Consider the following 18,006-nt stretch of genomic DNA (forward strand, 5'->3'; position numbering starts at 1 on the left):
GAATCATCATTGTTGAGCCATTGCCGGCTGTGGATGCGTCGTGACCGCAGCGCGCTCGGGGCGACGCGGGACAAAAGAGACAATCCAGGCAACCAGTGAAAGAAGCGATCGGAAAATAAATTTCACCGAAGGCGGCGCGAACTCCGCAAGGTGGCGATAACCCCGGAACCCCAGTTTCAAAATGTCCAGCATGCTCTCCAGCGGTTTGTCTTCCGGGAAGCTGTCCTGCCACAGCGCCCAGGTATCGGCGCGGGCAAAAGTACACTGAACAAAATCAATATGTTGACGCGTGGACATCGGCAGCAGTTGCAGGCCCACTTCGCTGCCGTAGACGCGAACCACCTGCGTCGGGAACACGTATTCCTGCTGGCCTCGTTTGAGCAGAAGATTCACTCGCTGGCCTTCCAGCACCTGCGCCTGGCCGTTGATTTTCAGGCCAACCCCGCCGTCAGAGAAGTCGTGCAGCGTACAGGAGAAGAGATGCCCGTCTTCACGCGCAATCGCGGCTGGCATCCTCATTTCCACACGGTGAGAACGACGCACCTGTTTGCTTTCCACCGACACCGCAACCGCGCCGCCGAGAATAATCAGGTTGTAGAACACCCACACGATACTGACCCAGACGGTGAGAATTTCATTTTCCGGCCCGGTAAAGTGACGCCAGATGCCGAAAGCAATCCCCAGTAAATTCAGTAACACCAGCCAGAGATACGGACGGGAAATCACCCAGTCGACATACTCTTCTTTCACCAGCCCGCCCTTCGCCGTCACGTTAAATTTACCGATTTTCGGGTTAATCAGCGCCACGATGGTCGGCGGCGCGATATACCAGGCCAGCACCGTTTCGTAGATTTCACTCCAGAACGAGTGGCGGTACTTGCCCTGTATTTTGGAGTTGGTCAGGCTCGCGTGGATCATGTGCGGCAGGACGAACAGCGCAATCATCAGCGCCGGGGCGTAGATGATGTAGGCATGCAGCAGCAGGAAAGCCAGCGGCGCTGTCAGGAAGATCAATCGTGGGACACCTGAGAGGAAGTGGAGCATGGCGTTGGCATAGCAGACGCGCTGTGCCATCTTCAGCCCTTTACCGAACAGCGGGTTATCCATACGGAAGATTTGCACCATGCCTCGCGCCCAGCGAATACGCTGGCCGATGTGCGCGGAAAGGCTTTCTGTTGCCAGACCCGCCGCCTGCGGGATGCGCATATAAGCGGAGGTGTAGCCCAGGCGGTGCAAACGCAGCGAGGTATGCGCATCTTCTGTCACCGTTTCTACCGCAATGCCGCCAATGGCATCCAGCGGTGCGCGGCGAATCACGGCACAGGAGCCGCAGAAGAACGTAGCATCCCACATGTCGTTGCCGTCCTGCACCAGGCCATAGAACAGCGTGCCTTCGTTTGGCGTTTTGCGAAAACGCCCGAGGTTACGTTCAAACGGGTCAGGTGAGAAGAAGTGGTGCGGCGTCTGCATGACGGCGAGTTTACTGTCCTTGCGGAACCAGCCCATGGTCATTTGCAGGAATGAGCGGGTCGGCACGTGGTCACAGTCAAAAATCGCCACAAACTCGCCTTTGGCGTGCTTCAGCGCATTGTTGATGTTACCTGCTTTGGCGTGTTCATGAGTCGTACGGGCGATATATTCCACCCCGACGTCCTTCGCAAACTGGCGGAACTCTTCACGCCCGCCATCATCCAGGATCCAGATGTTCAGCTTGTCTTTCGGCCAGTCGATCCCGAGCGAGGCGTAAATGGTGTTTTTCACCACGTTCAGGTCTTCGTTGTAAGTCGGGACAAAAATATCGACCGCAGGCCACTGCGACATGTCTTTAGGCATCGGCACCGGCTGGCGGTTTAGCGGCCAGATAACCTGGAAATAACCCAGCACCAGCACAATCCAGGCATAGGTTTCCGCAAACAGCAAAATCAGCCCGCAGGTCAGGCTGACCGGATCGTTCCAGTTCAGCGTCGCCGTATAGCGCCACCAGATATAGCGACACGACACGGTGAGCGACAAAACAATCAGCATCAGCGCGGAGAAACGCCCCGGCATGCGGCGCACCAGCAGCGCCACGCCCCAAAGCAGCAGCAGGAAAATAAACTGCGACATCGGGTTAAACGGTTGGGTCACGCAAACCAGTGCCAGCAGCAGCGAACAGAAAATGACGACCCCAAGAATGGCTTTACGCACTTTCGGGTTCACGTGCGCCAGCTCTTTTTTATGGTCGAGGTGCGCGGTCTTTTTGCTCATCCTCTCGGGCAAATCTTCAAGCCACTGGTGGTAACGTCCGCGAACGCCCGCCATCTTTTTGAAGCCCTGCCAGTCGAAGTTTTTCTTCTCTTCCGTCGGGCGCGTTGCCACCAGCCACACGCTTTGCAGCAGGTAACGAATCGGATCCAGCGGGCGCGGACGATGAGGATTGATGTGAGGATAAAATTCGGCGTGATTCTCCCGAATTCGCTGCCAGCGAGGATGCTCCAGCGGCAGGAAAATCCAGGACAGAGCGACCCAGAAACAGCCCATCGTGGCACCAAACCACGACGCTTTATGAGTTCGATAATCCTGATACCGCGCACGCAGGCGTGCCCCCGCTTCCGGCGCCAGCAGCAGAGCGGTAAGGCGTATCATGAAGATGACTCCACGGCTGCCGGTGAGCCGGCGTAATGCATCAGGCACCAGTTAGCAAAGGTGATCATCTCTTCTGCGGCCAGGGAATCACTGCGGTACTCGCCCAACGGCTGTTTTGCCGCCAGGCACTCCGCCATCGCTTCATCGCGGTGGATTACAACCGGCAACAGACGGTGCTGGCTTTGCAGCCAGATGCGATGCAAGTCATCCTGAATCTGACTGCCAACGCGCAGGTCGTTAATCAGGATGTGACCATGTTTTGGCAGCACCTGCTGATGCAGGCGAATATGCGTATTAGCGTCCGGATTGACCACCGTCACCACATGATGACAGGCCTCAATCAGCGGCTGGAGCCAGGGCGCAAACTCATGCGGTAAATCCACCAGAATCCACTTGTGCTGGCCCTGCTGATGCAGCGCTTTGATGATCTCAACCGCACGGTCGAGGACCGGGGTCAAAACCTGGAAATTTAAACGTTCTGTGGCCGAAAGCTGGCCAAAGGGGAGAAAATCGACGTGGGAAGTGTAACGCATACCGGCATCTCGCCAGTCTCCTCCATCGAGCAATGCCCGCGCCCAGCCATCACAGTGAGAAATGCTGTCGTTAAAGCAAAAACGTAGCATATTATTTGGACATGCATCGACCACGATGACGGATTCACCCAGCATCTGTAATGACCAACCCAGCGCTGCCGTCAGCGATGTTGTTCCGACACCGCCTCGCAGGCCCTGCAATCCCAAAATGGCCATTCAGGCTTCCTTATTTATGTTCCGCAAACTCAGCCAGCAGCGGCCAACGCTTTAAAGCGGCAGCAAGATGCTCGCGCTGGGAAATATCGGTGTAATCTATTTCCGGCAATGAGAATGCCCGGCTTAATGCCAAAAAGTCATTCTGGAAGGTGTAACCAGGCGTTGTATCTGATGTTGTCCGGAGTTCATTCTCAGACATAGCTTTAACCCTTCATCGGACATTTCGTGGATAAACGTATCGGACATTTCTTTGATTCGCGGGACTCAACGTGGATTCTGCTTTTCGATACACTGTGCCCGATCGGAAAAATCGTTTACATGCTAAATCTGTTACTCTTTAATTTCAATGTTAGGTTTAATCTGACTCTTTTGCTAGTAAACTGAGAGTTAGCTAAATTGCACACGAGGGATGCCGTGGACCCTGTATTTTCACTTGGAATCCAGTCTCTATGGGACGAAGTTAGCCATATGCCCTTAGGCGGCGTGTGGTGGATGAATATTGAACGTCGGGAAGATGCCGTAAGTCTGCTGAATCAAACGATTGCAGCACAGCACGCTGACGCCAAAATTGCCGCCATTACGATGGGAGAAAAACCCCGCACGATAGTGAAACTTAATGAATCTCACGGTCCTGAAAAAATACGCCTTTTCACCATGCCAAAAAATGAAAATGGTCTATACTCACTGCGCCGTGATCTGCTCTGCTCATTAGAACCCACGGGCTATTTATTTATCCTCTTGTGTGCCGATAACATTTGGCAAAATATCTCCGCAGATCGTTTTCGAACATGGCTAAATAACGCTCAGCGTTGGGCCGAATACTACCATTGTTCTTTGCTGGTGCTTAATCCAGGTAACAATATCGATGCGCAACTGTCGCTATTATTGAGCGAATTTCGAACCCTTTCCGGCCTGGCAAGTTTGCGTTTCCAGGGCGATAGCCACCTCTTTGATATTGCTTTCTGGGGTAATGAGAAAGGGGTGAGTGCCCGTCAGCAATTGCGCGTGACGTATAACGACAGCTTATGGCAACTGGCGGAAGACGAAGAAGCCGTGGTGCAGCCTCGTAGCGATGAAAAAGACGTTATCAGCACCAAAATGGCGCTGGAAGGTGCGCCACCGCTGTCAGAGTACTGGTCAGTTTTCGATACTAACGATGCCGTCTTTAACGCCTCCCGTTCCGTTCAGGCCGCCACGATAATCTTCTCCGTAGAGCAAACCAGCCAGATTGAACAACTGGCGCACTCTATTCACACCTTACGTCGACAGCGCGGAAGCGCGCTGAAGATAGTCGTTCGCGAAACGGCAGCCTGCCTGCGCGCCACCGATGAACGCCTGCTGCTGGGCTGCGGTGCGAATCTGGTTATCCCCTGGAATGCCCCGCTCTCACGCTGCCTGACGCTGGTTGAAAGTGTGCAAAAACAACAGTTCCAGCGCCACGTGCCGGATGAGATTGGCACCCTGCTGGCGATGACCCAACCGCTGAAGCTGCGCGGTTACCAGAAGTGGGACATTTTCTGCGACGCGGTGCACAACATCATGAACAACCCTCTGCTGCCTGATGACAACAAAGGGGTGATGGTCGCTCTGCGCCCGGTACCGGGCCTGAGAGTGGAGCAAGCGCTCACGCTGTGCCGCCCAAACCGCCTTGGCGATATCATGACCATTGGTGATAATCGTCTGGTGCTGTTCTTAACGTTCTGCCGCATCAACGATCTTGATACCGCCCTTAACCACATTTTCCCGCTGCCGACGGGCGATATTTTCTCCAACCGAATGATTTGGTTTGAAGACAAGCAAATCACGGCGGAAATCGTGCAGATGAAAGCCGTTACCGCTGAGCGCTGGACAGCGCCGCTGCCTCTCACGACGGACAAGAACGAAGTGATGAATGCCACGCACGACGGCCGCAGCTGGCGCCGCTTCCCTGAGCCACTTCATCTTGGGCAGGCACAGGGAGAATCAAAACAATGATGTCCATTGCCGATATTATTCAACTGGTTGTTCTGTGTGCGCTGATTTTTTTCCCGCTGGGCTACATCGCGCGCCACTTTTTCCGTCGGATTGAAACGACGCTCAGACTGATGTTCTTCAAACCTCGTTATGTCAAACCGGCAGGCACATTGCACAGGACCGGGCACGTCAAGGCAAAGCAAAAAGATGACTAAACCAACTAAAACCGCCGTCTCCCCGTCACCTTTCTGGCAGTACTGGCGCGGCCTTTCCGGCTGGAACTTCTACTTTCTGGTGAAGTTTGGCCTGCTGTGGGCGGGCTATCTGAATTTTCACGCGCTACAGAACCTGGTGTTTATGGCGTTTCTGCTGCTGCCTATCCCGAACAGCAAGCTCCACAAATGGCGCCACTGGATTGCCATCCCGATTGGCTTTGCGCTGTTCTGGCATGACACCTGGCTGCCGGGCCCGGAAAGTATTTTCAGCCAGGGCTCGCAGCTGGCGGGCTTCAGCATGGATTACATCATCGACCTGGTGACCCGTTTTATTAACTGGCAGATGGTCGGGCTGTTCTTCGTCGGCCTGGTGGCCTGGCTGTTTTTATCCCAGTGGGTGCGCGTCACGGTGTTTATCGTGGCGGCGATGCTGTGGCTCAATCTGATAACCGTCGTCGGGCCGAACTTCTCTCTGTTCCCGGGCGGACAGCAAACCGGCACCGTGACCACCACCGGCGGAACCGCTGCGGCAACTATCGCCACGGCTAACGCAAAACCTGTCGTGGGCGATATTCCTGCGCAGACGGCTCCGCCGACATCAGCGAACCTGAACGCCTGGCTGTCGAGCTTCTATGCCGCAGAAGATAAACGCCAGACCACATTCCCAACGGCGTTGCCCGCGGATGCGCAGCCGTTTGAGCTGTTGGTGATCAACATCTGCTCCCTGTCGTGGGATGACATTGAGGCCGCAGGCCTGATGCAGCATCCGCTGTGGTCTCATTTCGATATCGTGTTTAAACACTTTAACTCAGCGACCTCCTACAGCGGCCCGGCGGCCATACGTTTACTGCGCGCCAGCTGCGGACAGCCTTCACACACCAACCTCTATTCACCGGCAGGAAAACAGTGCTATCTGTTTGATAACCTTGCCACGCTGGGCTTCAAAAACCAGCTGATGCTCGGCCACAACGGCGTATTTGGCGACTTCCTGAAGGAGCTGCGTAACTATGGCGACATGCAGGCGCCGCTGATGGACCAAAAAGGTCTGCCGGTGAGCCTGCTTGGGTTTGACGGTTCACCTGTCTACGACGACCTGGCGGTGCTAAACCGCTGGCTTGAGGGCGAGGGCAAAGAGAACGGGGAACGGACAGCGACCTTCTTTAATATTCTGCCTCTGCATGACGGCAACCATTTTGCCGGTCAAAGCAAAACGGCCGATTACAAAGTGCGTGCGCAGAAGCTGTTTGATGAGCTTGATTCGTTCTTCACCGAGCTGGAAAAATCGGGCCGTAAAGTGATGGTCGTGATTGCGCCGGAGCACGGTGGAGCGCTGAAGGGCGATAAGATGCAGGTCTCTGGCCTGCGCGATATCCCAAGCCCGAACATCACCAACGTGCCAGCCGCCATCAAGTTCTTTGGCATGAAAGCGCCGCATCAGGGCTCCGCGATTGAAATCGATCAGCCGAGCAGCTACCTGGCCATCTCTGAACTGGTGGCCCGTGCGGTTGACGGCAAAATGTTTACCGAAGACAGCGTGAACTGGGATCAGTACACCAGCAATCTGCCACAGACTGCGCCCGTCTCAGAAAACTCGAATGCCGTCGTTATTCAGTACCAGGGCAAACCGTATGTCCGTCTCAACGGCGGCGACTGGGTGCCTTATCCGCAATAAGCTTCGGCCACAAAAAAACCCGCTTTCGCAGCGGTTTTTTTATTAATAATGATACCGACAAGCAATTATCAGCAGCGCCTCATCAGTCACCTTGTAAACCAGACGATGCTCGCCGGTGATACGGCGTGACCAGAGCCCTTTCAGGGTATGGCGTAGCGGCTCGGGTTTCCCCTTGCCAGAGAATGGCATTCGCTGACACTCTTTAATCAGCTCATTCACCCTGACAAGCACCGACCGATCGTGCTCCTGCCACCAGAGATAGTCTTTCCAGGCATCCGCTGCCCAGATCAGTTTCATTCAATGATGTCCCTTTCCAGACTTTGACCACTATTCAATTGCTCGATTGACTGCATTAATCGTCGGGCATTTTCTGGTGAACGCAGCAGATGGAAAGTCTCTTCCAGCGCGTTGTACTCTTTCAGGGACATTAATACGCAATCATCACCATTTTGCCGGGTTATCAGTACGGGTTCACACCCTTCAACAGCCTGCATCATGGTTTCCGACAATTTTTGTCGGGCTTCGCTATAAGTGATCGTACGCAAGGGCACCTCCATCATTGTACTACTTACTGTACAATCACGGTGCATATTTGACCAGATAACATCCATATATTTCCTCCAGTGATTAACTTTTGGGCAGTGTAATCCCCGGAGGCTGGCTGTAAATAGGGTTGTTCCAGTTCCTGAAAGCGCCTCGCAAAACGCTGTCGCTACTTCGTGATATCCCGTTCAGCAAGCCAGGTCAGCATCTTCAGGCTTGCGGAGTAATAATCATCCTGTGCGGTAATTTGCGGTTCGCCGGAGTTAATGCCCATCGTGAAATCACGGACAGCCAGCAGGCCACCGTTCATGGGATAAGGTGAGGTTTCATTGCTGAGCACGTTGACCCAGGCTGGCGTTTTTTCACGCTGATAGCGTCCCCACCAGGCTTTCCACGGGGTTAGCAGAGCGCTTTGCGGATCTTGCCAGCGGATATAGAGCGGAATGCGGATTGCGTCGTAGCTCATCCGGGGTTTCCACTGGTCGGCAGGTTTCATTTTTCCATCGGCGCTCAGGCTCACCCAGTCTGTCGGCAGCCTGGCATTGCCCCAGCCCATGTTGCCAAGCAGCTTCTGCCCGTCTCGCTGTAAATCTCGCCACGCCACCAGATGTGTTCTGTCGGCAAACGCTTTCCAGGCCGGGAAGATAAAATAGGAAGGGTTGAGATTAATGTAGCTGTTGAGGTTGAACCCGTTTGCGCCAGGCAACATCACCTTATAGCCCGCGTAAGTGATCACGGTGTGTTTGAGCAAGGCCCGGGTTATCTCATCAGACGCAATACCGTAGCTGTTTTCCCTCCACTGCTTTTGCGCTTTCAGTAGCGCCCAGGCAATCATCATATCGCCGTCGGTGGCATCGTTTTTATCGGTGATGGGATCGGCGGCGACCGGATTATAACGCCAGTAAAACAGGCCGTTATCTTTGTTTTTTAGCGTCGCGTTCGTCCACTGCCAGAGCTTATCAAACGTCGGGCGGTCGTTAAGATTGACCGCCATCAACATGGCAAACCCCTGGCCTTCCGTGTGGGAGACATTGCCATTGCCGGTGTCCACCACTCGCCCGTCAGGCATCACAAAACGGGATTTAAAGCTCTCCCAGGCATCGGCCCGGGCAAACCCGGACATCAGCACCGTCATTGCTATCAGCAGTCGCACCAGCATAGCGTCACTCTTATGGATTGAAGTAGCGGAACTGTACATCGGTCACGGACCCAATCCGTTCCCGCTGTAGCAGCACATGGTCGCCGCCGCCCTGCGCCTGCAGCCAGCGTGCGTAAAGCCCTTCCAGTATCGTACAAAATGCGTTGCACCAGCGCATCTGTTGTTCCTCATCACGGCTGACGGGCAGCGCCTGATGCCGAATAAGAATGCCGTTTTCGCCGGTGTGCAGGGTGATCACGCCCCACTTGAACAACGTCAGGAAATGGTTGATGTTGCTCTCCAGTTGTCCCAGCGTTTCCGATTCGGGCAGCGGCCAGCTTTCCGCAAGCTGCTGGCCCATCTGACGCAGAAACGGCTGGCTTTCCACTTCACCCGCGTTACGCACCATCCCATCGACCATGATGGTCAGGAGATCAAACCAGCCCGCAGGCGTCTGTTGCTGTTGAAACCACGCCAGTGCGGTGGAGGCGGTGTTGTCCGTCATTTTAATAATCTCCCAACATGTAACGGAAGTAGAGCGCGGCGGTGCTTTCGTTATAACTGCCAAAGGTGTCGTAACCCACCTGACCGCCAATGGTCATCTGATGATTGACCTTATAATCTGCACCCGCGCGCACGGTGTAACCCATGCCGTTTTCGGTGGTGCCCTTGTAGTACGCTTCTTTCGCAAAGCCGTTAGCCACCGCGTTTTCCAGCGACTGCTGCCAGCCGGACTGCGTCGGGAAGTACGGGCTTTCATCCTGGCTGTAGGACTGATAGCCGACCGCACCGCCCACTTTCAGCGTCCAGTTGTTGTATTTCTGCGTCAAATCCACCGGCAGCGACACGCTGACGTAATTCTGCGGGCTGAAGTAGCCGCCCTGCCCGAAGGTGAACTGGCTTAAGTTCTTCGAGAAGTCCATGTAGCTCATGCTGAGCCCGGTTTGCAGCGTCTGGTATTCGTCGTGATACGGACGCAGATAGACCCCGGCGTTGGCGTTGAAGCTGGTATTGCTTTCCACGTTGTCGCCGAGATAGCTGTAGCCGCCCGCCCCCACGTAGAACCCGGCATCGCCATCGTCGTAACTCAGCTGAACATCGCCGCCGTTTTTCGTTACCTGGCCCCAGGTTTTGCCGGAATACTGATCTTTCAGCCCAACATACGAGAGCAGGCTATCGGTCAGTGAACGGCGCTCACCGGTAAAGATAAGCGACAGGTAATTGGTCAGCTTCGGCGACCATTTCACGCCGCCGACCAGGGTATTGAGATCCTGCCCGAGCGGCGTACTACCGATATCAACCTTGTAGTTGTCGCCGCTCAGCGCCATCCCAAGCTCAACGCCGTTAGCCTTCTGTGAATCCGTCGACACATCGCCCGGCTGATTCACGTTCGGCTTCTGGTTAGAGGCCGCAAGGTAAGACGCGACATTCCCGCCGTCATAAGCACCGAGCTTCGCCAGATTTTCCATTCCGCTTTCGGTGGTGGCATTGAAATCAGCCGGGTCGAGCGTGCCCAATCCGGCCAGCGCAGCGGCACCTGGATTCGCAGCGAAATAGGTCGCGCGCTCTGCGGCCGTCATATTCGCGATGGCTTTCTGTTCATTGGTTGCCGTGGTGGTGATGTTCGATACCGCGTTTGAGAGCGGATTCGAACCGTAGCGACGCCAGGCATCGCCGGTTGCCGCCCCTGCGCTGAGCGTCACTGGCGTGACGGTGAAATCAAAGCGTGCATCGCCAAACGGGGAGGAAGACCACGTCAGCGGCGCTTTCATTTCAGTGAGTTTACTGGTGCCCGATTCACCATCGCGGCTGCGAACCTGCATGCCCGCCTGTAGCCAGGTGCCGGTTTTCTCTTCGAGCTGCTGCATCATGGTATCAACCTGGCGCAGCGTACGGCTTTGCGCGGTATCGACGGGCAAATCGGTACGCTGAGTGCCTGGATACGCCGTGCCCGGATCGGCGGCAACTTGCCCAACCTGCCACGGCAACGTGGTGCCATAGGCTGAAGCCGTGCGCGGCGGAACCTGCGTTTTCGAAGTGCCGATGAACGGGTTATCCGCCATCAGCAAACCACCGACAGTTGGCGTCTGCGCATTGTTGGTTGCATCAAGCCCCACCAGCTTCCCGCGTGCACTGCGCAGGTAAGTCATGGCCTGTTGATGGTGGCCCTGCGCTTCTTCCACACGGGCCAGCAGCAGTAAGCGATCCGGCGTGTTGTCGTTGCGTAATCCTTTGGCCAAATCCGCCGCGCGATCGTCATTGCCTTGTGCCAGCGCCACGTCGATTGCGCCCGCGCGGGCATCCTGCGTTGGGGTATCACGCGTCATCAGGTAGTCGTAAACGACACCCGCTTCTTTGTTCATCTTGCCCGTCTGATACAGACGCGCCATGGCAAACATCAGATCGGTGTTTTGCGGATCGTTTTGCAGCGCGCCAATCAGCTTGTCGTAAGCCCCGGCATAGTTGCCTTGTTCGCGCAGGCGATCGGCATCGTTGATCACGTAACCATTACGAATGCTCGCCAGCTGAGTCGGCGTGCTGCTGGCCTGTAAGGTCGGATTCGACAACAAGGTCTGCGCTTCACGCGTCAGTCCGGCCTGATTCAGCACGGTGACCTGGTCTGCGTAATCACCCACGTTGCCCTGCACGCCCTGGCTGATGTTGTTCCGCACCAGCGAAACAGCCGTATTCATATCTCCACTATCCGCCAGCATACGTGCCAGTTTTCCGACATCCGCCGGGTCTTTCGGCGGCGTGGCGGCCAGCGCTTTCAGGGTGTTCGCGGCGGCGACGGTATTGCCCTGGGCGAGATAGCTCTGCGCCGTCGCCATTTGCAGGTTGTAGTTCACCCGCTGGCGCAAATCGCGCATCTGCGAAGTCTGTGCAGAACCCGGAATGCGCGAGAGCAAAGACTGCGATTGCTGCCATGCCCCCTGCTCGCTGGCAAACAGCGCAGCGGCATAAAGCGAGTTATTGCTGGCACCCGGACGATAAGCTGTTGCCATCACCGAGGCGGCTTCACTGCTGTTGCCGGATTTTTGGAGCATCCGCGCAAGATCCAGACGCATCCACGGATCGTCCGGATAACGCGCCACGCCCTGCTGCAGCGTGGTGATGGCCTGCTGCGTATTGCCATTGGCCGCCAGCTGCTGTGCCTGACGGCGAATGCCATCTCCCGGTACGCCAGTCACCACTTTCGGAGCAAGCTTAGCCTGCAAGCTGGCTGGCAGCGTGCGCAGCATCGCCTGGGCTTCTTCAGTTTTATTCTGGTCACGCAGGACGTAATACAGGTTTTCACGCGCGGAGGCGTTCTGTGGCTGATCGTTGAGCAACGAGCGCAGCGTCTGTTCCGCCTGCGGATAATCTTTGTTGTGGCGCAGCACGTCAGCGCGGAACAGCTTCGCCGCGGTGCCGCGGGTACCGCTCTGCTGGGCGAGCGGGGCGGAAAGCGCCAGCGCCTGGCTGACGTTGCCCTGCTTATAAGCCGCCTGCGCCTGGGCCAGCTGCCCGTAGAACTGGGAATCCTCAGCCTGCTGTTTTCGCTCGGCTGAAGCATCGCCACCCAGCGCGGCTGCACGGTTCAGGTATTGCGCCGCCGCCTGATAATCGCCATTTCGCTGGGCGATATAGCCCATGCCCGCCAGCGCGTCGGCATCTTCCGGGTTGGTCTGTAAAACCTGTTCGAACTGCTGTTTCGCGCCCGCGGTATTGCCACTGTTGAGATCGGTATAACCCTGACCTTTCGCCAGCCCGCCAACGTGCTCACGGTAATACGCCTGTACCGCCGAATCCTGCGGGTGGCGCTGCATCCAGGTGTTGTAATACTGGTCATCGCCCGACTGTGGCCCCAGCCACAACAGCGCCTGACGTAACCCGGCATCGGCTTCTTTGTTGCCGCTCGCCATCGGCTCCAGCATCTCAATACCTTCGCGGCGTGAATCTTCACGCCAGGTCAGCACTTTGCCGAGCGCCACGCGGCTGGCGTTATCCTGCGGATGCTGTGCCACATACCCGCGCAGCTCGCTCACCGCCTGAGGATAGAGCGATTTGTCGCTCGCCATGGTCATGTAGTATTCCGCCGCCAGCGCCTGAGGTGGCTGGTCGCCGTTAAACATGCTGCGCCAGGTGGTGAGCGCCGCCGGAATGTTGCCACTGCGGGCCTGCTGGCGGGCAAGGTTCAACTGCCCCTGCGGCACTTTCGCCATTTTGCGGGCGTTATCCAGCTCCTGAAGACCGTTATCGCCAGGCGAGACTTTCGCCAGACGCTCGCGCCACTGCGCGGACGCCTGCAGGTTGCCGCTCTGCTGGTTCCACAGCGCCATCAGGTACAGCGCCTGGGTGTTGTTGGGGTCGACCATCAGCACTTTCTTCAGCGAGTCCATCGCCAGGTCGTCATGGGATTTTTCATGCCAGTACTGCGCCTGGTCGAACAGCGCTTTCATCGCCGCATCGTTACCCGCGGCCTGGGCGCTGTCCATCGCGCCAAACGCCAGCGCGCCGGAAAGGCACAGCGTGGAAAGCCTGCGCAGCTTAGGTGTCTTCATTGGGGTGGCTCTTTTCATTTATCTTCCCCCGGATTCAGGCGCTTACGGGCATGACGGCGGAACATGGCGGTGAGCGCCACGCCCATTATCGTGGTGGCAATCAGCCCCAGGATCGCCAGCAGGCCGGAGTGCTGGTTGGCATACCAGATGGCCATCATGTACCACGGCATTTGCCCGCTTGGGAACTGAGTGCTGACGCGGAAACTGCGCACCCCGTTTTCGTTGGTGATGATAGAGGTGTCGCCACGGATCCCGGCGTTGATGCGCGGTGAATTCAGGTCGTCATACAGATGCGACAGCTGATCGTCATTGCTGCCAATGGCGGTCACCACCAGGCGGTCGCTGTTCCACGGCGAGCGATAGCTGATAAAGCCACGCCACGAGCTGTTGGAAGAGAAGTAACGGTCTGCGTCAACACCATCTGCCGTCCAGTCACCCACCATCCAGCGCTGCATTTTTTGCCACATCGTGGCCCCACGCACGCCAAGGGTGTTATCGGTGACGGTATAAGGCGAGTTCTCCAGCAGGCTCTGGTTGAACGCTTTCTGATCGAGGCCGCTGACCGCCAGCACATCGCGGTTACGCAGATACTCCAGATTCGCCCCGCCTGCCGGAATGCCCATCACCACTTTGTTGTTGCCGAGCGCGGTGCCGGTGGCATTACCGGAACGCGCGGTCATATTCAGCATCGTGGTAATCTGCATTTCCGACGGTTTTTCCGGCAGCAGTAACACGGTCTGTGAGTAGTCCGCCAGCCGCGTGAACGGGAACGAAGCCCCCACGAAATACGACAGGTTCGGCAGCAGGGCAAAGTGACGGGTGTGGCTCAAATCAATCCACGAGTCGTCGGTTATCCGGCTCTTGATGTTGTTGTTGAGCAGCACGCTGCACGGGGCGCTGTCTTTCGGCACCACGTTGAAATAGAGCGACATCTGGTTGTCACCGTAAATCAGGTACGGCTCCAGCGGAATGGTGAACTGCTCCTGACGGGCATCACCGCCGAGCTTGTGCCACAGCGACTCCAGCAGCCCCTGTTTGTTCATCGGCAGGTTGCGCAGGAAGGTGTTGTTGAGCGTTACGCTCAGCAGGGATTTCTGCTCATCAATCCAGCTTTCAGACGGGAAACGGTAGCCAATCTGCAGCGGAATAGTTTCGCCATCCCACAGGTACAAATCCGGGGCCGCACGGAACGCCACGCGCAGCGGTTCATGCCACACACCGCTGACGGTGGTGCTCTGATCTTTACGGATCAGATCGCTGATTTTCACCCGACGATCGGTTGGGATCCACCGCGGCGCATCGTAAGGACGGCTCACCGGGATCGCCTGCGGATCGATATCGCTGCTCGCCGTTTGCAGGGCGAAGTTACCGCGAGTCAGTCGCCATGCGGCGGCACGCAGCGCGGTGTCATCGTTACCAACAATCAGCAGCAGTTTATAAACCGGGTTCGCCGGGTTCGGAATGATTTTCAGCAGCGGCTTGTTGGTTTGCGGCAGCGTCAGCCCGCCGACCTGCTCGCCTGGATGCCCAATGACAATCCCGTGTTTATCCGGCAGGCGGTCATGCATCGCATCGAAGGAGATCCCACGGTAATCCGCCTGAATCCCCAGCCAGGAAGAGACTATCGCCGCCGCGCCCACTTCATCAGGCGTCACACGCGCCGGGAAGCTCACGGAAACGCTGGCAGGTGTCATCTGCATGCTGTCGAAGAACGGGCGCGGGAAGTGGCTCAAATCGGAACCAATATCCAGCTGCTGCCCTTCCCAGTTAAAGCGAGAAGTCGGCATGATCACGACGCGGTATTTATCCGTCAGGTCACGCAGACACTGCTGGGCATCGCCATCGTTAATTTTGAAACTCAGGTTGTTACTCGACACCATCAGCGCCGCCGGAACGTCGAGCTGATAGTGGGAAATGTCATTTTCTGCCGCACCCAATGGCACGGTGCCTAACGGCTGGCCGTTGAGCATCAGTTGCAGCGTGGCGTTACGGGTCGCCATTTCTGGCGAGACTTTCACATCAAGATTCAGCTGTGCCGTGGTCACCACCTGATCGCCCGGCAGCGTAAAATCCGCGCCGCCCTGAAGCTGACCGCCGCTGAGGATCACCCCTTCCGGCATCCCCATCTGCGACAGGTTCAGGCTGCTCACTATGGAGGGAACCAGGCCACCGAGGGTTGGCGTGGTGTCATCCTGAACAGGTGGCATCGCCGGAGGCGGAACCACCGCCGCAGGTGACTCTGTGGTATCTGGTGCAGCCGCTGAGTCAGGTGCAGCATCACCCTCAGCCGCCGCCGCATCAGGCGCAGTAGCGCTGGTTGCAGGCGCACTCTGGCTGTCAGGTGCAGCATCCCCTTCGGCAATCGGAGACGGGAAGCTCATCGGCGCGGATGGCGTGTCGTCGCTGTGGACAGAAGGCGCCAGCAGCGTGCCCATCAGCAACGCCAGCGTCGTCATTCGTTTCATACTCGGCCTTCCCCTTTTGCCATCGCCGCACGCGCGCGACGATTCTCCTTACGTGATTTCCAGGACAGCCAGAACAGATCGAAGACGCAGCGTAAAATGGTCACGAACGAGCGGAACGGATTGTCCTGTGGACGCGGCGGGTTTATCCAGGCATCGGCACGAGACAGCACCACACGCACCAGCTCACGGCGGCGCGACAGCGGCATATTTTCTTCAAACATCAGGCGGATATAGCGCTCGTCCGAGGCAATCATTTTGGCCGGAATAGAAATCGCGCCCGAGCCGAGGATCAGTTCCACTTCTTCAATCTCATCATTCAGATGGCGCTCATCCTGAACCACCACGCGGCAACCGCCCATCGACAAGTCTGCCGTTTTACTGCGGGAGACAATGCCGCTGGCATAGTGGATCAACACCGGAATATCGACATCGATACGGATAGTTTTACGGGTTTGTTTGGATTCACGCGCCACCGCGATGGCCGCCAGCAGGAAGATAAGGCTGTACGCTCCCCAGCCGACGTTCAGGGCGATAACGCTCGGGTCTGAGCCGAAGTAGTCATGACCGATGGCCCTGACAATACCGGCAATCACCGCGGCCCCCAGCAAGAACGCCACCACCAGATGCGGGCGCACCACCGCGAAGTCGAAATAGCCCACATCCAGCAGCTGGCCTTTGTCGGTCACGTTGAACTTGCCGCGTTTCGGGAAAATCATGGTGATAAGCGTTGGCAGCACCAGGTGGAAGGCCAGCACGATGTCGTAGATTTCGCCCCAGAAGCTGTAGCGATAGCGGCCATTCATCCGCGAACCGACGTATATCGCCAGGAACAGGTGGGGCAATGCATAAGCGACAATCAGGCTCGCAGAGGAGTGAATGATGTTGAGGTTAAACAGCAGATACGCCAGCGGTGCGGTGACAAACACCACACGCGGCAGAGCAAACTGGTAGTACATCATGGCGCTGAGATAACACAGGCGCTGCTGGAAAGTGAGCCCACGCCCAAACAGCGGGTTATCCATACGGAAAATCTGCGTCATGCCGCGAGCCCAGCGGGTTCGCTGGATAACGTGCAGAACCAGACGCTCGGTCGCAAGCCCCGCAGCCAGCGGAATATCAATAAACGACGACTTCCAGCCAAGACGCTGCATCTTCAGCGCGGTGTGCGCATCTTCGGTAACGGTTTCTACCGCAAACCCGCCAATCTCTTCCAGCGCGCTGCGGCGAATCACCGCACAAGAGCCGCAGAAGAAGGTGGCGTTCCAGTTGTCGTTGCCCTGCTGAATGGGCCCGTAGAACAGCATCCCTTCGTTCGGGATGTTGCGGCCGACAGAAAGGTTACGCTCGAACGGGTCCGGCGAATAGAAGTAGTGCGGCGTTTGCACCAGCGCCAGTTTGGGGTCTTTCAGGAAGCCGCCAACTGTCGCCTGCAGGAAAATACGCGTTGCCACGTGGTCGCAGTCAAAGACACAAATCAGCTCGCCTTTAGTGAGCTTCATCGCGTGGTTCAGGTTGCCCGCTTTGGCGTGCTTGTTGTCAGGCCGGGTGATATAACCCACGCCCACATCGGCGGCAAACACCGCGAACTCGCTGCGTTTACCGTCATCGAGCAGATAGATTTTGATTTTGTCTTTCGGGTAGTCGATACACTGCGCCGCCAGCACGGTATCGCGTACCACGTCCAGCGGTTCGTTGTAGCTCGGGATATAAACATCCACCGTGGGCCACAGCGACATATCATCCGGCAGCGGCGTAATATCGCGCTTTAAAGGCCAGACGGTCTGCAAATAGTTCAGCAGCAGCATTATCCAGATATAGACTTCCGCCAGAAATAACCCTGTTCCGAGGATGGCTTCTATTTCTGAATTAAAATGCAGCGTTTGCGTCAGGCGAAAATACATATATCGGGTCGACATCAGCAGCGACGTCACCACCATGATCACCGAGATACTGCGCCGTTTACTGAATCCCATCAGGAAAAGAATGCCAATGCTCAGCAAGCCGAAAATAAACTGTTTCTGGCTGTCCATGGGCGTAGCAATCACAAGTATGGCAATCGGCGCCAGTGCCAACACCAGCAACCAAAAGAGAAACTTTTTCAT

The 18,006-nt window shown here is 56.6% G+C and carries 13 protein-coding genes; 3 read left to right on the top strand and 10 right to left on the bottom strand.

What is annotated here, in order from left to right; all coding sequences use genetic code 11:
- Positions 1–6 precede the first annotated feature (6 nt).
- The 3 genes from bcsA (ACRCWW_RS20505) to bcsR are packed head-to-tail and all read right to left on the bottom strand — an operon-like array spanning position 7 to position 3,573.
- A complete protein-coding gene (gene bcsA, locus ACRCWW_RS20505; RefSeq protein ID WP_438684044.1) occupies positions 7–2,625 on the bottom strand; it encodes a UDP-forming cellulose synthase catalytic subunit in 2,619 nt (872 codons plus the stop codon).
- Entirely contained in the window at positions 2,622–3,374 is a 753-nt protein-coding gene (gene bcsQ, locus ACRCWW_RS20510) for a cellulose biosynthesis protein BcsQ (RefSeq protein WP_438684045.1), read from the bottom strand. The genes bcsA (ACRCWW_RS20505) and bcsQ overlap by 4 nt, the downstream gene beginning before the upstream one ends.
- Positions 3,375–3,384: 10 nt before the next feature.
- Positions 3,385–3,573, bottom strand: a complete 189-nt coding sequence (gene bcsR / locus ACRCWW_RS20515) for a cellulose biosynthesis protein BcsR (RefSeq protein ID WP_438684046.1) — start codon at positions 3,571–3,573, stop codon at positions 3,385–3,387.
- A 215-nt stretch (positions 3,574–3,788) separates the two neighbouring features.
- Between bcsR and bcsE the strand changes: the two genes are divergently transcribed.
- From bcsE to bcsG, 3 genes are read left to right on the top strand one after another with little or no spacing between them, the layout of a single operon-like run.
- Complete coding sequence (gene bcsE, locus ACRCWW_RS20520; RefSeq protein WP_438684047.1) at positions 3,789–5,348, top strand: cellulose biosynthesis protein BcsE; 1,560 nt, start codon at positions 3,789–3,791, stop codon at positions 5,346–5,348.
- A complete protein-coding gene (gene bcsF, locus ACRCWW_RS20525) occupies positions 5,345–5,542 on the top strand; it encodes a cellulose biosynthesis protein BcsF (RefSeq protein WP_404656655.1) in 198 nt (65 codons plus the stop codon). The genes bcsE and bcsF overlap by 4 nt, the downstream gene beginning before the upstream one ends.
- The gene (gene bcsG, locus ACRCWW_RS20530; RefSeq protein ID WP_438684048.1) at positions 5,535–7,214 is read left to right on the top strand and encodes a cellulose biosynthesis protein BcsG; all 1,680 of its coding nucleotides are present in this window, start codon (positions 5,535–5,537) and stop codon (positions 7,212–7,214) included. The genes bcsF and bcsG overlap by 8 nt, the downstream gene beginning before the upstream one ends.
- 42 nt (positions 7,215–7,256) lie before the next feature.
- Here bcsG and ACRCWW_RS20535 read toward each other — a convergent pair whose 3' ends face one another.
- From ACRCWW_RS20535 to bcsA (ACRCWW_RS20565), 7 genes are all read right to left on the bottom strand, one after another.
- Complete coding sequence (locus ACRCWW_RS20535) at positions 7,257–7,511, bottom strand: Txe/YoeB family addiction module toxin (RefSeq protein WP_438684049.1); 255 nt, start codon at positions 7,509–7,511, stop codon at positions 7,257–7,259.
- Positions 7,508–7,759 (bottom strand): YoeB-YefM toxin-antitoxin system antitoxin YefM, encoded by a 252-nt coding sequence (gene yefM / locus ACRCWW_RS20540; protein ID WP_438684050.1) that lies wholly within the window; start codon positions 7,757–7,759, stop codon positions 7,508–7,510. The genes ACRCWW_RS20535 and yefM overlap by 4 nt, the downstream gene beginning before the upstream one ends.
- 167 nt (positions 7,760–7,926) lie before the next feature.
- Complete coding sequence (locus tag ACRCWW_RS20545; protein ID WP_438684051.1) at positions 7,927–8,916, bottom strand: glycosyl hydrolase family 8; 990 nt, start codon at positions 8,914–8,916, stop codon at positions 7,927–7,929.
- Between the two features lie 10 nt (positions 8,917–8,926).
- Positions 8,927–9,400, bottom strand: a complete 474-nt coding sequence (gene bcsD, locus ACRCWW_RS20550; RefSeq protein ID WP_438684052.1) for a cellulose biosynthesis protein BcsD — start codon at positions 9,398–9,400, stop codon at positions 8,927–8,929.
- 1 nt (position 9,401) lies between these two features.
- On the bottom strand, positions 9,402–13,457 hold the full coding sequence (locus ACRCWW_RS20555) for a cellulose synthase subunit BcsC-related outer membrane protein (protein ID WP_438684053.1): 4,056 nt from the start codon (positions 13,455–13,457) through the stop codon (positions 9,402–9,404).
- A complete protein-coding gene (gene bcsB, locus ACRCWW_RS20560) occupies positions 13,454–15,904 on the bottom strand; it encodes a cellulose biosynthesis cyclic di-GMP-binding regulatory protein BcsB (protein ID WP_438684054.1) in 2,451 nt (816 codons plus the stop codon). Before bcsB ends, ACRCWW_RS20555 begins: the two co-directional genes overlap by 4 nt.
- Positions 15,901–18,006: a UDP-forming cellulose synthase catalytic subunit gene (gene bcsA, locus ACRCWW_RS20565; RefSeq protein ID WP_438684055.1), complete on the bottom strand. Its 2,106-nt coding sequence runs from the start codon at positions 18,004–18,006 to the stop codon at positions 15,901–15,903. The genes bcsB and bcsA (ACRCWW_RS20565) overlap by 4 nt, the downstream gene beginning before the upstream one ends.

This window comes from Scandinavium sp. (assembly GCF_051650185.1).
Taxonomy (GTDB): Bacteria; Pseudomonadota; Gammaproteobacteria; order Enterobacterales; family Enterobacteriaceae; genus Scandinavium.

Bases quoted from the DNA above. Each gene is read 5' to 3' on its own strand.
- bcsA (WP_438684044.1), bottom strand. From the start codon at position 2,625: ATGATACGCCTTACCGCTCTGCTGCTGGCGCCGGAAGCGGGGGCACGC.
- bcsQ (WP_438684045.1), bottom strand. From the start codon at position 3,374: ATGGCCATTTTGGGATTGCAGGGCCTGCGAGGCGGTGTCGGAACAACA.
- bcsR (WP_438684046.1), bottom strand. From the start codon at position 3,573: ATGTCTGAGAATGAACTCCGGACAACATCAGATACAACGCCTGGTTAC.
- bcsF (WP_404656655.1), top strand. From the start codon at position 5,345: ATGATGTCCATTGCCGATATTATTCAACTGGTTGTTCTGTGTGCGCTG.
- bcsG (WP_438684048.1), top strand. From the start codon at position 5,535: ATGACTAAACCAACTAAAACCGCCGTCTCCCCGTCACCTTTCTGGCAG.
- ACRCWW_RS20535 (WP_438684049.1), bottom strand. From the start codon at position 7,511: ATGAAACTGATCTGGGCAGCGGATGCCTGGAAAGACTATCTCTGGTGG.
- ACRCWW_RS20545 (WP_438684051.1), bottom strand. From the start codon at position 8,916: ATGCTGGTGCGACTGCTGATAGCAATGACGGTGCTGATGTCCGGGTTT.
- bcsD (WP_438684052.1), bottom strand. From the start codon at position 9,400: ATGACGGACAACACCGCCTCCACCGCACTGGCGTGGTTTCAACAGCAA.
- ACRCWW_RS20555 (WP_438684053.1), bottom strand. From the start codon at position 13,457: ATGAAAAGAGCCACCCCAATGAAGACACCTAAGCTGCGCAGGCTTTCC.
- bcsB (WP_438684054.1), bottom strand. From the start codon at position 15,904: ATGAAACGAATGACGACGCTGGCGTTGCTGATGGGCACGCTGCTGGCG.
- bcsA (WP_438684055.1), bottom strand. From the start codon at position 18,006: ATGAAAAAGTTTCTCTTTTGGTTGCTGGTGTTGGCACTGGCGCCGATT.